This is a genomic window from Rickettsia endosymbiont of Polydrusus tereticollis (assembly GCF_964026385.1).
Lineage (GTDB): Bacteria > Pseudomonadota > Alphaproteobacteria > Rickettsiales > Rickettsiaceae > Rickettsia.
Map to the genome: position 1 here is coordinate 2,104,563 of NZ_OZ032142.1, position 15,042 is coordinate 2,119,604.

A 15,042-nucleotide genomic window follows, 5' to 3' on the forward strand; every position below is an offset into this window, starting at 1 on the left:
AGTGTTAAGGTAGCTGCGATGAGCCGCCATATTTAAACAGGGAATTCTTTAATCTTTTTTTCATACTCTGGTTGGCAGTCTACGAGTGATAATTTTGAATATATTTCAAGTGATTGACGACTCTCATGCCCCGAATAAGGTTGGATTAATGCATCATCCACGCCTTTTTTCTTCATCCATGTAAAAAGAAAATGCCGTAATTTATGTGGTGATATTGAGTTCTCAATGCCAGCTTCTTTTGTGTAATTCATTAATATTTTCCTAATACCTCGATCAGAATACGGTTTCTTCCAACTAGATTCAAATAGGTAAACTGTCTTATTTTTCTTTGCATTTTCAATGTGTACAGCTAATACTTCTGTAAATGCATTAGGAAACGGAACTATTCTATCTTTACTACCCTTTCCGTGGTTAATTCTAATTTGACAACTATCTAAATCTATATCTGATATTTTTATTTTTACCAATTCCGATACTCGTACCCCAGTATAAAGTAACGTCTTAATAATTACTACATGCTTCATATTTCTTGATTTCCATACAGCCTTATAATACTTACTAATTTCCTCTTCTGTTGGTACATAAGGTAATTTCTTTGTGGTGCTATTGTCTACTTTTACATCGAGTTCTTTACGAATATGTCTAAATAATTCTCTCAAGTAATTATAATCTGGTTGTTCCTTTTTTAAATCCTTCAAAAAGTATCTGGCTTTTTCTCTTACAGGAGTACGGTTTATTATTGTCATCGGTAATACCCCGACCCAGCTTGCGAATATATTAATATACGTTGGTTAAAATCAATTGGAAACAAGCCGTATGGATTAATATGCGTTGAAAGTAACGGTGTTAATGCCCTGTAATCTTCAGGAGTCAGTTTGTTTTGCCAGTGAGGCTCAGATAATACTTGCTGAATAATAAGAGTATTAATATAGACAATACAAGCTTGTAATAAATGTAGACATAATATTGATAATTCTTGATCACCAATATTGTTTGTTGTGAGCTCTCCTAGTTTCCCATAGAAAATAAAATCCATTATATAATTTAAGCGTTCTACTACATTCAACCCTTCATTGATTTCAATTCTAAGATCTTCTGAATCTAGGTATTTACATAGAAAAATACTTTTATTTGCTTTACCAATTTCTAACAAAGTTCTATATACAGGATGTTCGTAATTATTATTACTAAAACGTTTTACTAGTACATCAGGTTCTACAATACCCAATTTTAATGCTACAAGATGTTTAACGGCTTCATTGTAATTCTCCTCAATTAATTTCCAATTGATACCACCTTTAATTATTTCAGAAATATATTGGTATTTCCATTTATCTCCAGATGCAACCCCATAAAGTTTTTGTTTATTTATTGCTTTTAATCTAGGTAGTAAATCAAAATCAAGTAAGTAGCTAATAGCAAAACCTATCACACTTTGACCATGAGTATCAACAAATACTCTGTTCATGTTCATCTCTGTATCATGATCAATTATACCTTTAATCATTGACCCTACTTCTGAAGATGAACAACTTTTTAATTGTGAATAAATACATAATGATTTCTTATCGACATGCCAATAAATCATTACTCCTCGACCTTGATAACGGTGATGCCACTCATTAATAAGATTTTGATCCCAACTACTTATCTTTGTTGAATCGCATGCTACTGATGTTGTTGCTTCTCCCCAAATATCTGGATTACGTATTTTGAGAATATTGTTAATAATTAGACGAATAGAGTTTCTAACATTTGTAGCATTAATATACCTCTTCTTAATATAACGTAAATCGCTGTAATTAACATCACCATTGGCAATACTTATTCTCTTCAATCCTGTATTGCTACCTATACCATATAAACACAATAAAAGTCTTTTTCTAAGGCCTGACGGTTCAATACTACTACTTTTAGCAATAGTTTCCATTTGCCGTGTAAAATTGGTAAGTAGATCAGTTTCTTTTAAAATATCAATAAGGTTTATACTTGACCACCTACCTGTAATTTCCTTTTGTAGTGCAATGATGTTATTTGGATCTTTTTGTGCTTCTGATGGGGTAATAGTAATATTCTTCCCAACAGTACTTGTCTTGATTTTAACAAGATTATTATTAGGTATTTTGCTATTTAGATTTTCTAAACCCCTTTCTAAGGCATTTTGTAACTTTGTAATAAACTCCTTATCATCTAAAGGTAGACCAAGTTCTTGATAATATTGTTGCTTTTTTTGTTCAAAATCTTTTGGTATATCTTCTTCAGGATTTCTATATCGATAACTTCTTTTAATCCATATTGCTTTGAAGTTTAAAAAACGCTTCAATTCTTCTAAAACGGCAAGCTCATAGTTATATTTATTAACTTTAATCACATCTTTATCTACTTGAACAACCATTGGATGCCAATTTGTAGGTATTATACCTTCAATAGGCGGCTCCGTTTCATAATACTCTGAGTCTGATTCATTCCAGTACTTATTAATAAATTCAACAGCTTTCAAAATCGGTTGATAACTAGAGTGATCTTCTTTTAACTGAAAAGTTTGTAGTATTGGTAGTAGTGTGGTTCTACTTCCATACGCATACTTTGAATGAATCTTATTTTGTACCTGTTGTTGATACCATTTACCGCGTTGCTGTAAATCAGTAATTATTGCTTCTAGTTTTTCTTTAGAAACTTCAGGGTAAATCTTATCTTCAATTGTACTTTTAGGATTGTTAACTGATAAAGATGCTAATTTCTCTAGAATATCAAATTTTCCATCAACACGCTTAACCTCCTTTACAATATAGTTATCTACGTATTTTTCAGAACTAGAACGTATACGTTTTATAAGCTTAATTAATGTATCAGCTAAACTATCTAATATTAGCTGCAATCTTATATAACAGAATATTGCCATAGTCGCATATTTTGCCACAGGGCTAAACTCTAAAATATTACTAGGCGATAAAACCATGATACGATCATAATATTTCAGCAGTAATTTTCTATCTACTAAATCTACAATCGATTTGGGCAAAGTAATTTTTTTTAATAAAGCGATCTTATCCAAAGCAAAATTAACATTTTTTAGCCTAACCCCAGGTATATCATTTTTTAACTCTGATAATTCTATAATACCATTCTTTGACTGTTCGCTTTGTTCAAGGATTTGGTCAATCAAATAACAGTTATCTTGACTTAAACTTTTAAATATCTTTTCAAAAAGTTTTTGTTCAAATTGATGCTTTGCTGAAGCAACATAACGATCCAACTGTTTTTTCTTGAATAGTACAATTTTATTTTGGTCAAAAAATAACCTAGTCTGCTCCATTAATAATTCATTAGATGGATAATGAGGTAGAATATTATTTGTTAGATATTCTGTAAATATTAAAACATCATTATTATTTGCTTGGCGATATCCCAGATATTTTCTAATATCCTGATGATATCTTTCTGCTGTTCTACCGCTCCAATTAAATTTTGAAAGAATAGACTCTTCAATATCCAACTCTGAAGCAATGGCTGATATTAATTTTAATGATATTGGTTTTTCTTCTGCTGCAGGGAATTTAATGTGAGACCGAAAATAAATTAACATTACTCCAAAAGCTAGTTGATTGATTTTACCAGTTTTTGTGTTGCATAGATTAAAATCTTCTAATGATAGTAAATTTGACATATATTATTTTGTATGTTCCTAGAATACCTAATGTCGGTACTATTTACGAACAATACTACCTATAATCAAATATTATTAGCTGTATCTTTTAATATAAATACTAAAAAGTGTCAACAATATTCTTTTAGGAACTTAAAATGTTGGAACTTTACATTAAATGTGGCGGCTCATCGCAGCTACCTTAACACTGGTCCTATTTTGGGGCATTCCTACAATATATTTTATATTATGAATATCACACCAATCAAACATCTGATGACGACAAAATCCACTATCACCACGAAAAATAATCTTTACCTCTGGCCAAGCTTGGCGAAAACGTTTTACTAACAATGATAATATTGCCCAAGAATGTTTTGCTTGATCCTGCTTTGACGTCCTAAGATAACTAACTAACAGATGCTTTCCACAAAAAACATACAAAGGTAAAAAGCAATTATGACCGTAATAACCATGATAAAACTTACCTTCCTGTTGCCCATGAATTTCATCATCCGTAGCATCAAAATCAAGTATTAGCTGCTTTGGTACTATTTTATGAGACTTAATAAATTTATCAAGCATTAGTTCATGCACTTTAATTGCAAAGTGTCTATCAGCATTGTTTTCTATACGACATAAGGTAGAACTACTTGCCATATCATCAATTGTTTCCATAGCTGTTTGCATAGCAGGACATTTTCGTAGATAATTGTGGTCATTTAAATCTTCATAACCTAATGCAATACCATAAATTCGTTGCCTCAGCATTGTTGCCATATTATGGGTAATTTTACTACCATCTCGTCTATCAGGAAATATTTTAGCAAGCTCCTCTGTTATACCAAGCCTTTTATCTGCTTCTCTTAATAACAACACACCTCCATCGCTACTAATATCACCTCCAGTGAAATTTATCTCTATTGTCCGATTTTTTACTTTGGAAAACTGGTAACTATATGCTATACAATTTGTCATGACAAAATCCTTTGTATTATTCTAATGAAATACCAGTATTATACAGCTTTACGAGGATTTTGTCTCCTATATCTCATGCAATATCCGGGTTAGAGCTAAGCATACGCATCAAGTTAAGCCATAATTGTTAATAATTTTAGTGTATTTAAGGAAGATAATCTGGTTTTACGATATTTATCTTTCAAAGAAAATTTCCCCCAATCTATAATTAATTTCTTAAGGAACTGCTCTAAATCATTAAGACGTCCAGTAATAGACAGGAATAATTCTCTTGACCTTTTCTGTAGTTCAATAAATGCTTTGGTTAAACTAATTTCTCTATCATTTGCTAATTCTACACAATTCGATAATCCATGAAAAATAAGCACACTACATAATTTACCATATAATTCACACAAAACTCTTGCAGGTTTACTTCTCCCTTTAAGATTCTCAATTTTTGCATGACTTTTATATAATTTAAATAATAATTCAATTTGCCATCTTGCTCGATAAATTATCATTATATGCTCAGCATTAACCATATCCTCTGATATATTAGTGATAAATATTGACCAATCTAGTAATCTCTGGTTTCTTGAAGAAGATTTATATTTATGAGACTTAGCTAATAAATTAGCCTTCCTTCTTCTACCAATAGCCTGTTCATCAGTCAATTTATGACATATAATCCGTAGCTTAACTTTTGCTTGTTTACCTAAAAGTACATCTTTTGATAAAAAGAATTTATTATCTAATAAGTTTAATAAATCAATTTTTTCCTCAGTGATAGGGTCATATATATTAGTATCTGCTTTATAACGACTAATAAAATATGCACCAAGTTCGATAATTTGAATAAATGAAGCTGGGACAAAATAACCTAAATCAGATATTAATAAGTCCTTAGCCCGGATATTGCATGAAGTGAGATTTAAAGTAAGAAATTGAGTAATTTATAATATTAGCAATGATACTTTTGTAAAAATTTTGCCAAAAAGTGCTTTGAAGCCGTTATTTTCAAATTTTAGATGTAATGCCCCTTACCCCATTTTTTCTAAGCACCGGGAACAGTGCTAATCTAGGTTATTCTAATGCTAATTTCTTCATCACATGATTCCATACCTGTCGGTAAGGATATGATGAAGATAACAAAAACTTAATACGCCTAGTATTACGGATAATTACTACCCCAATTTTTAATAATTTTAAACGTATTGTACCTATTTGTGCTTTTGCTAATGCACTACCTTGTAATAAATTACCTCTGATATATTCTACTAAAGTGTATGCAAGACCCGATAAAATCATTCTGAGCTGATTAGCCCACCATCTATGACAAGAAGTACGATCTGCAAATAATTCTAGTTGTTGCTCTTTTATACGGTTTTCCATATCACCACGACCACAGTAAACTTTGTCGTATAAATCTTCAGGTTTATCTGATAAATTAGTTACTATATACCTTGGATTTTCTCCAAGCATTGTCATTTCTGCCTTACCAATTATTCTACGTTCATGACTCCAACTACCAGCCTTATATGGAAACTCACTAAAAAGACGTTGCTTTTCTTGGGTTATAATAAATGCTGCTTTTGACTTCTCCATTGTAGGTTTCAGTAACTCATTTAGTCTGTTATTTTGGGGCATTCCTACAATATATTTTATATTATGAATATCACACCAATCAAACATCTGATGACGACAAAATCCACTATCACCACGAAAAATAATCTTTACCTCTGGCCAAGCTTGGCGAAAACGTTTTACTAACAATGATAATATTGCCCAAGAATGTTTTGCTTGATCCTGCTTTGACGTCCTAAGATAACTAACTAACAGATGCTTTCCACAAAAAACATACAAAGGTAAAAAGCAATTATGACCGTAATAACCATGATAAAACTTACCTTCCTGTTGCCCATGAATTTCATCATCCGTAGCATCAAAATCAAGTATTAGCTGCTTTGGTACTATTTTATGAGACTTAATAAATTTATCAAGCATTAGTTCATGCACTTTAATTGCAAAGTGTCTATCAGCATTGTTTTCTATACGACATAAGGTAGAACTACTTGCCATATCATCAATTGTTTCCATAGCTGTTTGCATAGCAGGACATTTTCGTAGATAATTGTGGTCATTTAAATCTTCATAACCTAATGCAATACCATAAATTCGTTGCCTCAGCATTGTTGCCATATTATGGGTAATTTTACTACCATCTCGTCTATCAGGAAATATTTTAGCAAGCTCCTCTGTTATACCAAGCCTTTTATCTGCTTCTCTTAATAACAACACACCTCCATCGCTACTAATATCACCTCCAGTGAAATTTATCTCTATTGTCCGATTTTTTACTTTGGAAAACTGGTAACTATATGCTATACAATTTGTCATGACAAAATCCTTTGTATTATTCTAATGAAATACCAGTATTATACAGCTTTACGAGGATTTTGTCTCCTATATCTCATGCAATATCCGGGTTAGTAGATATGTTTGATAAATGTTCTCTATATCCTTGATCAGCCCTTATACCTTCTGTTATATCGACTTTATCTAACGATTGATTTAAATAATCAAATACTACCTGTAATTTAAGAGAAGATTGCACTGTACTACTACGCCCCTTATAGCAAGCACCGCAACCCTTATACATATCCGCCATATTGGCAGGTAGAATAATATGGCTACTATCCAATAATTTAACGCTATTAAATTGCTGCAAAATGTTGCAATCAAGCGGCATAGTATTTCTAAATAATTTCAAGCATTGTTCATACATTGACTGCATAAATTTTACTGCTACCTCAGTAAACCTAAAGTCTAAGCCTTGGGCAGAAATATCTATAGTTTCTTCACTTAAAAAGTTACGCATTCCATCAAGACTACAATTACTATCGCTCATATTACCAAACACTATAGCTTTTAGAAAAGCTGAACCAGTTATTTTTCGTTGTCTCTTAATAAATCCTGTTGTAATGGATAAATTATTGGCTGTCTCTCCAAAAAACTCTTGGCATAGTTTTGCTAAGTTTACTATTTTCCCCATAGTACAAATTCTCACAATTTAGTTGTTAATCTTGCAAAAATTTATACCATATATTAGCTTCTTTTTAATTCATAATTTACTACCGTAATACCAGTATAACCTACTTGCTTTTCTTAACTTGATGCGTATGGTTTATATAACCCAGGCAAAAAGAACCGCCGTCGGTTCTTTTTTAGGCAGTCTTGCAACAATTTCCGCACCTCATTTGGGTGCAGCTATAATTAGCTCTATTCTAAAGGATAGTAAAGTTGATCCGGCTGTTATAAGTGAAGTAATACTCGGTCAAGTCATAACGGGTGGCAGCGGGCAGAATCCGGCTAGACAATCTTTAATTCATGCCGGTATTCCAAAAGAAGTTACCGCTTTTACAGTAAATAAAGTATGCGGTTCTGGTCTTAAAACGGTAGCACTTGCCGCTAGCTCCATTATTGCCGGCGATAATGAAATTGTTATAGCGGGAGGGCAGGAAAATATGTCGCTGGGGCTGCACGGTGCATATGTACGGGCAGGCTGTAAATTCGGCGATGCTAAAATGATCGATTTAATGCAATATGACGGACTGACTGATGTATTTTCCGGTAGCTTCATGGGTATCACCGCTGAAAATATTGCCAAGCAATTTAATATTACTCGTGAAATGCAAGATGAATTTTCTTTAAAGTCTCATCAAAAAGCAGCTGCTGCTCAACTAGAAGGAAGATTTAAAAATGAAATTTTACCGATAGACGTAGTTACTAAGAAAAATACGATTATTTTTGAGCATGACGAAACAGTTAGACCGAATACTACTATGGAGATTTTAAGCAAGCTTCGTCCGGCTTTCGATAAAAACGGCACAGTAACGGCGGGTAACGCTTCTTCTATTAATGACGGTGCTGCTTGTTTAATGGTAGTTTCCGAAGAAGCATTAAAGAAACATAATTTGACTCCTTTAGTTCGTATCGTATCTTACGCCTCTGCCGGCGTCGATCCAAACATTATGGGTACCGCTCCCGTTCCTGCTTCAAGGAAAGCATTAGCAAAAGCAGGTTGGAGCATAGAGGATTTGGATGTTATCGAAGCGAATGAAGCATTTGCCGCTCAAAGCGTTTATGTTAATCAAGAAATGAAATGGGATTTAAGCAAAGTTAATATGAATGGCGGGGCTGTGGCAATAGGTCATCCAATAGGTGCAAGCGGTGCAAGAGTTTTAGTTACGTTAATTCACCAAATGAAAAGGATTAATGCCAAAAAGGGCCTCGCTACCCTTTGCATCGGCGGCGGACTCGGAATGGCTATGTGCGTTGAAGCGGTTTGATAAATTGAGCTGTTATTGTGTGGATTGGAAAATAAGTGTTTCAATGTCATACCGTGGCTTGTACCTGTGTTGTTGCGTGGATAGGTTAAAGCATGTTCTATGTCATTCCCGCGAAGGCGGGAATCCAGAAAAAACACTTAAAATAAGCAAAATTATATAAAAATTTACTATATAATTCGCTTAAATATTTTCTGGATTCCCGCCTTCGCGGGAATGACATACAGCACTTTTTTAGAGCCACGTAACAACACCCTGAGGTGGTACCCTTTGTCTAGACAAATTTTTTAAATTTTAGAGGTGTAATTCTCCTGTATTAATGTATTGGTTTTTCAAAGTAAAGTTTGCATTTTCTATGTCATATAGCCTCTTGATAATTTTCTAGTTTTTCTGCAAAATGTATCATTTCAGGTGTCTTATATTCAAGCGATTGATGAGGTCTTTGCTTATTATAAAATTCTATATAATCTCTGATAGCTATCTTTGCTTCACGTACCGTTTCAAGATCAAAACGATAAATCTTCTCTTGTTTCAAAGATCGCCAAAAACGTTCAATAAATACATTATCTAAGGTATTCCTAGCTCGGTAGTAGTAACTTGAGCGGTTTAAATCTAAAAGTTTGCATTGTCTTGCTATGGTTAAATTTGAAGCATAACTTATCATTTTTTTCCTAACCTCTAAATCCAAAGATACTAGATTTTTTTTTAAGCCAGTCTCTTTCAACTGTTAACTGGCCTATTTGCTCAAATAATGATTTAATTAAATCTTCTTGGCCGGTATCTTGTTGTTTAGATTTCGATTTAAATCCAGAAACCATAAAATCTAAAGCTTCTTTCTTCCATTTATAAATCTGATTAGCGTGAACACCATATTTGCTGGTAATTTGAGCTATAGTCATTTCTCCAGATATTGCTTCAATTGCTATTTTTGCTTTTTCTTCTGCACTATATTTTTTAACTTGTTTTTTCATTTTTTGCTCCTTTTCCTAGGAGATATTATACCTACTTTTCTCTATTTTCTTGTCTAGTTTTTGGGTACCATTATACCCTCTCGTAATGAATACTAACTATTATAATTAATCTAATACTATTCTTATGTACAACCAATCTCCTGAACAAGTAAAATCCATTTTAGATGTTTGGAAAATTATTGAAGTTCTAACGCCAAATAAAAACGAAAACTTAAATAAATATTATGAAGAGTTAGAAAAACATAAGAAGGGAAATGGCGGAACATTCTGTAAAAAACTAAGCGATAATGATGCACTTTTACTACTCAAAGATAATCCGTTTAAAAACGTTATTAATAAACAAAATTTAGGTATTGACCTTACTAAATATGAAGTGTCTATATATTGGAATGTTTATCTTGGATACTTAGATTGGTCAACTGCTGAAATTGACATTATCAAAAAAATAATAAAGTTATCTGATATTCAAGAAGAAAAGCTGCGGAACCATAGAAATCAAGAAAGGTCTATTATGACTCCAATTGCCGCTTTAATTCTTGATGAAGATATGAATTATATAGAAGGATCAATGATAATTTCAACTGCTGCCTATGCACTTGGTATAATTATACAGCCGGATTTTTCAGAAAAAGATTTTGAAAATTTAGCAGATTTTGAAAATAATACTAATATTTTAATAAATAACTTAATATCAGAATATGCAATAGCACCGGAAGAATCGGATAAAGAATTAGAGTTACGTAAAAAATTTGATTTAGAAAGCGTTAATCTTATGATTGATGGCTTAGTTGAAAAATTAGATATTGATAAAAAATATTTACTTGAAAAAACCGAAATATGCGTTAAGAGAGTAATATCAAAAAAACTTAAAAAAAATACAACTGCAAAAGATCATAAAAATCTTATATATTACGCTCCTTTAGAAATGTTTAATAGCTTTTTTTTAAAGCAGCTAGATTTTTTGCGTACCCGAACAGATAAATACTTTGATGACTCCGCTTATGCAAAATATATGGGAGCAAGTGATAAGCCAAACTCCCTTGATGTGCTAGAGGAATCTACAGAGAAGCCAAAAATTTTGCAAGATTTGCTAGACCCTCTCAAAATGCAATTTGCTCGTTGGCCCTCATCGCCTAATAATTCTTTAGCATTACTTCAAGCAGCGGCGATTAATTCAATATTTAATAAAACTGCAACTAATCAAAATCTTTTTGCAATTAATGGACCTCCGGGAACCGGTAAGACTACTTTATTATTTGACGTTATTGCCAATCTTTATGTTACTCGAGCGGTACAACTCGCTAGTCTTAAAACCCCGGCCGAAGGATTTGAAAGTGAAGGTTTTTCTGATAAGCCGACAAATTTTCAACATAATATTAAGCCGTTAAAGCCTTCTTTACAAGGTTATAGCATTATCCTTGCCTCATCTAATAATAATGCTGTTGAAAATATTTCCAGAGAGCTGCCGCTTTACGCAAAAATAGATCAGATATATCATAAAGAGCTGGGTTTTTTTAAACAACTTTTTTATAAAAAAGATAGTTGGGGAATATTTGCTGCAATTCTTGGTAAAGCTAGTAATAAGCAAAAATTTATGAATAAATTTTGGAGTCAAGAAGACGAAGATACTTGGCAAAAAAAAGATATTGCTAAAAATCCAGAAGAGGAAATTTATACATTTTGTCAATATTTTAATTTACTAACTAACAATAAATGCGTAGATAAAGCACCGGAGCATTTTAAACCTAAATATTGCAATTCATTAGAAGATACTAATAAAGAATGGACAAAAGCTTGTACTGAGTTTAATGAATTACATAAAAAAAATCGCTGATATTTATCAAAATATAGATTATGTCGTTACTATTGGTAATAAAAGAAGAGAAATATTAAATAAATTCGAAAATAAAGATATTGCCGCACTTATAAAAAAACAAAATAGGGAAATTGAAATTCTAAACATTAGTTTAGAACATATTAATTCTCAACTAGAAGAAATCGAATGTGATTTTAAAGATATGAATTTAATTTCTTTAGAAAATAAATCTTTTGAGGCTACAAAATATATAGAGTTTAATCAACGTAAGAAAAAAATAATTACTCGTAAAAGTGAAAAATTAGCAAATAAAATTGAAATAAAAAATAAAATTAAAGATGCACAAGAATTAATTGAAGAATTAGAACAAGCAACATTGCAAAAAACAACAAAGCTTAAAGAGTTAGATGAGTTATTAGTTAAATCTTTAGAGTTTTTAAGGAAAGAAAATTTTAATATTGAAAAGCTGGAGAATGATTATTTTTGGCAAAATTACTATACCAACTATGGTAGTCTACATAAAACTACTCCATATTTTAATAAAGAGTTTGAAGAATTAAGGTCAAAGTTATTTATTAAAGCAGTAACGCTTCATGAAATATTTATTAATGCTAACGCTAATAATTTCTGGCATAGTTTAAAATATTTTGCTGATGTGGTGATGAAATCATCAATTGATGCTAAAACGGAAACTTGGCGTGTGGCGTGGCAAAACTTTTTTATGGTTGTTCCGGTAGTTTCAACAACTTTTCATTCTTTTGATAACGTATTTAAATATGCCGATCACAACGATTTTTCATGGCTAATTATTGATGAAGCAGGTCAAACTCCACCACAATATGCAGCAAGTGCCATATACAAAGCGAAAAATGTAATAGTGGTTGGCGACCCGATGCAAACGGAGCCTATATCTGTTTTAAAACAAGATTTAATTAAAGAATTATGTAAAAAATACAAAGTTTCTGACAAAGATTGGTCACCTTCTGAAGTTTCAGTCCAACATTTAGCCGATCGTAATTCATTATATCAAACTAAATATGGTGGCGGTACTGTCGGCTTTCCTCTGCTAGTGCATAGAAGATGTCAGAATCCAATGTTTGATATCTGCAATAGCATCGCTTATGATAATAAAATGATTCCTGCCGTTTCCAATGTAACTTCTCCTCTTAAAGCAATTTTAAAAAATTCAAGGTGGATAGACGTTGAAGATACTGAAGCTGAAAATAAACAATACGAATCAAAAGCAGAATTTCAAAAATTATTAAATTTACTAAAATTAGTTTTAGAAAAAGAAAATTTTGTTGAATTACTAAGTCAAATTTATATCATAACAATATATAAAGATTTTAGTCTTTATATAAAAAATGAACTCGGCAAAGCTGCAATCAATCTTCAAATTGGACAAGAAATGGAAAAATTTTGCAGTGAAAATATCGGTACTATTCACGCATTCCAAGGTAAGGAAGCCGATACCGTTATTATGATGCTAGGTGCACAACATCCGGACGATAAAGGTGCAAGAAATATTATGACTCATAAGCCGAACGTGTTAAATGTCGGTATTAGTAGAGCTAAAAATAATTTATATATTATCGGTAATAAATCGGTGTGGCTAGCACATAAACATATGCAAGAAATTGACGATGCGTTAGACGACTATAATAATAAAAATAAAATACACAATTAATGTCAAAATTTTCGTTTAAATTAAATCACCAACATAACAAAGCCAGGTGCGGCGTTATTACTACTGCACATGGAGAGATTCGTACCCCTGCCTTTATCCCGGATATTGCATGAGATATAGGAGACAAAATCCTCGTAAAGCTGTATAATACTGGTATTTCATTAGAATAATACAAAGGATTTTGTCATGACAAATTGTATAGCATATAGTTACCAGTTTTCCAAAGTAAAAAATCGGACAATAGAGATAAATTTCACTGGAGGTGATATTAGTAGCGATGGAGGTGTGTTGTTATTAAGAGAAGCAGATAAAAGGCTTGGTATAACAGAGGAGCTTGCTAAAATATTTCCTGATAGACGAGATGGTAGTAAAATTACCCATAATATGGCAACAATGCTGAGGCAACGAATTTATGGTATTGCATTAGGTTATGAAGATTTAAATGACCACAATTATCTACGAAAATGTCCTGCTATGCAAACAGCTATGGAAACAATTGATGATATGGCAAGTAGTTCTACCTTATGTCGTATAGAAAACAATGCTGATAGACACTTTGCAATTAAAGTGCATGAACTAATGCTTGATAAATTTATTAAGTCTCATAAAATAGTACCAAAGCAGCTAATACTTGATTTTGATGCTACGGATGATGAAATTCATGGGCAACAGGAAGGTAAGTTTTATCATGGTTATTACGGTCATAATTGCTTTTTACCTTTGTATGTTTTTTGTGGAAAGCATCTGTTAGTTAGTTATCTTAGGACGTCAAAGCAGGATCAAGCAAAACATTCTTGGGCAATATTATCATTGTTAGTAAAACGTTTTCGCCAAGCTTGGCCAGAGGTAAAGATTATTTTTCGTGGTGATAGTGGATTTTGTCGTCATCAGATGTTTGATTGGTGTGATATTCATAATATAAAATATATTGTAGGAATGCCCCAAAATAACAGACTAAATGAGTTACTGAAACCTACAATGGAGAAGTCAAAAGCAGCATTTATTATAACCCAAGAAAAGCAACGTCTTTTTAGTGAGTTTCCATATAAGGCTGGTAGTTGGAGTCATGAACGTAGAATAATTGGTAAGGCAGAAATGACAATGCTTGGAGAAAATCCAAGGTATATAGTAACTAATTTATCAGATAAACCTGAAGATTTATACGACAAAGTTTACTGTGGTCGTGGTGATATGGAAAACCGTATAAAAGAGCAACAACTAGAATTATTTGCAGATCGTACTTCTTGTCATAGATGGTGGGCTAATCAGCTCAGAATGATTTTATCGGGTCTTGCATACACTTTAGTAGAATATATCAGAGGTAATTTATTACAAGGTAGTGCATTAGCAAAAGCACAAATAGGTACAATACGTTTAAAATTATTAAAAATTGGGGTAGTAATTATCCGTAATACTAGGCGTATTAAGTTTTTGTTATCTTCATCATATCCTTACCGACAGGTATGGAATCATGTGATGAAGAAATTAGCATTAGAATAACCTAGATTAGCACTGTTCCCGGTGCTTAGAAAAAATGGGGTAAGGGGCATTACATCTAAAATTTGAAAATAACGGCTTCAAAGCACTTTTTGGCAAAATTTTTACAAAAGTATCAT

At 32.2% G+C, this 15,042-nt stretch carries 11 protein-coding genes and 1 pseudogene; 4 read left to right on the plus strand and 8 right to left on the minus strand.

Annotated elements, in window-relative coordinates:
• Positions 1–32: 32 nt before the first annotated feature.
• From AAGD48_RS10270 to AAGD48_RS10295, 6 genes and pseudogenes are all read right to left on the minus strand, one after another.
• The gene (locus tag AAGD48_RS10270) at positions 33–746 is read right to left on the minus strand and encodes a tyrosine-type recombinase/integrase (RefSeq protein WP_341789693.1); all 714 of its coding nucleotides are present in this window, start codon (positions 744–746) and stop codon (positions 33–35) included.
• Positions 743–3,667 (minus strand): Tn3 family transposase, encoded by a 2,925-nt coding sequence (locus tag AAGD48_RS10275; RefSeq protein WP_341789910.1) that lies wholly within the window; start codon positions 3,665–3,667, stop codon positions 743–745. The genes AAGD48_RS10270 and AAGD48_RS10275 overlap by 4 nt, the downstream gene beginning before the upstream one ends.
• Before the next feature lie 153 nt (positions 3,668–3,820).
• A complete protein-coding gene (locus AAGD48_RS10280; RefSeq protein ID WP_341789911.1) occupies positions 3,821–4,624 on the minus strand; it encodes an IS1380 family transposase in 804 nt (267 codons plus the stop codon).
• A 113-nt stretch (positions 4,625–4,737) separates the two neighbouring features.
• Positions 4,738–5,523, minus strand: a pseudogene (locus AAGD48_RS10285) (IS4 family transposase); the annotation flags it as partial.
• A gap of 166 nt (positions 5,524–5,689) precedes the next feature.
• Positions 5,690–7,003 (minus strand): IS1380 family transposase, encoded by a 1,314-nt coding sequence (locus AAGD48_RS10290; protein ID WP_341789277.1) that lies wholly within the window; start codon positions 7,001–7,003, stop codon positions 5,690–5,692.
• A gap of 73 nt (positions 7,004–7,076) precedes the next feature.
• On the minus strand, positions 7,077–7,673 hold the full coding sequence (locus AAGD48_RS10295; protein ID WP_341789912.1) for a hypothetical protein: 597 nt from the start codon (positions 7,671–7,673) through the stop codon (positions 7,077–7,079).
• Positions 7,674–7,776: 103 nt separating this feature from the next.
• On the opposite strand from AAGD48_RS10295, the gene AAGD48_RS10300 reads away from it, so the two are divergent.
• The gene (locus AAGD48_RS10300; protein WP_341789913.1) at positions 7,777–8,955 is read left to right on the plus strand and encodes an acetyl-CoA C-acetyltransferase; all 1,179 of its coding nucleotides are present in this window, start codon (positions 7,777–7,779) and stop codon (positions 8,953–8,955) included.
• 355 nt (positions 8,956–9,310) lie between these two features.
• On the opposite strand, the gene AAGD48_RS10305 is transcribed toward AAGD48_RS10300, so the two are convergent.
• Together AAGD48_RS10305 and AAGD48_RS10310 are read right to left on the minus strand one after the other, a co-directional pair.
• A complete protein-coding gene (locus AAGD48_RS10305; protein WP_341789914.1) occupies positions 9,311–9,616 on the minus strand; it encodes an integrase core domain-containing protein in 306 nt (101 codons plus the stop codon).
• 7 nt (positions 9,617–9,623) lie between these two features.
• Positions 9,624–9,923: a transposase gene (locus tag AAGD48_RS10310; RefSeq protein ID WP_045812944.1), complete on the minus strand. Its 300-nt coding sequence runs from the start codon at positions 9,921–9,923 to the stop codon at positions 9,624–9,626.
• A 124-nt stretch (positions 9,924–10,047) separates the two neighbouring features.
• On the opposite strand from AAGD48_RS10310, the gene AAGD48_RS10315 reads away from it, so the two are divergent.
• From AAGD48_RS10315 to AAGD48_RS10325, 3 genes are all read left to right on the plus strand, one after another.
• The gene (locus AAGD48_RS10315) at positions 10,048–11,757 is read left to right on the plus strand and encodes a hypothetical protein (RefSeq protein WP_341789915.1); all 1,710 of its coding nucleotides are present in this window, start codon (positions 10,048–10,050) and stop codon (positions 11,755–11,757) included.
• The gene (locus AAGD48_RS10320; RefSeq protein WP_341789916.1) at positions 11,732–13,426 is read left to right on the plus strand and encodes a DEAD/DEAH box helicase; all 1,695 of its coding nucleotides are present in this window, start codon (positions 11,732–11,734) and stop codon (positions 13,424–13,426) included. Before AAGD48_RS10315 ends, AAGD48_RS10320 begins: the two co-directional genes overlap by 26 nt.
• 186 nt (positions 13,427–13,612) lie before the next feature.
• Complete coding sequence (locus AAGD48_RS10325; RefSeq protein ID WP_341789277.1) at positions 13,613–14,926, plus strand: IS1380 family transposase; 1,314 nt, start codon at positions 13,613–13,615, stop codon at positions 14,924–14,926.
• Positions 14,927–15,042 lie beyond the last annotated feature (116 nt).

Coding starts and splice junctions, on each gene's coding strand:
- AAGD48_RS10270 (WP_341789693.1), bottom strand. CDS start 746: ATGACAATAATAAACCGTACTCCTGTAAGAGAAAAAGCCAGATACTTT.
- AAGD48_RS10275 (WP_341789910.1), bottom strand. CDS start 3,667: ATGTCAAATTTACTATCATTAGAAGATTTTAATCTATGCAACACAAAA.
- AAGD48_RS10280 (WP_341789911.1), bottom strand. CDS start 4,624: ATGACAAATTGTATAGCATATAGTTACCAGTTTTCCAAAGTAAAAAAT.
- AAGD48_RS10290 (WP_341789277.1), bottom strand. CDS start 7,003: ATGACAAATTGTATAGCATATAGTTACCAGTTTTCCAAAGTAAAAAAT.
- AAGD48_RS10305 (WP_341789914.1), bottom strand. CDS start 9,616: ATGATAAGTTATGCTTCAAATTTAACCATAGCAAGACAATGCAAACTT.
- AAGD48_RS10310 (WP_045812944.1), bottom strand. CDS start 9,923: ATGAAAAAACAAGTTAAAAAATATAGTGCAGAAGAAAAAGCAAAAATA.
- AAGD48_RS10315 (WP_341789915.1), top strand. CDS start 10,048: ATGTACAACCAATCTCCTGAACAAGTAAAATCCATTTTAGATGTTTGG.
- AAGD48_RS10320 (WP_341789916.1), top strand. CDS start 11,732: ATGAATTACATAAAAAAAATCGCTGATATTTATCAAAATATAGATTAT.
- AAGD48_RS10325 (WP_341789277.1), top strand. CDS start 13,613: ATGACAAATTGTATAGCATATAGTTACCAGTTTTCCAAAGTAAAAAAT.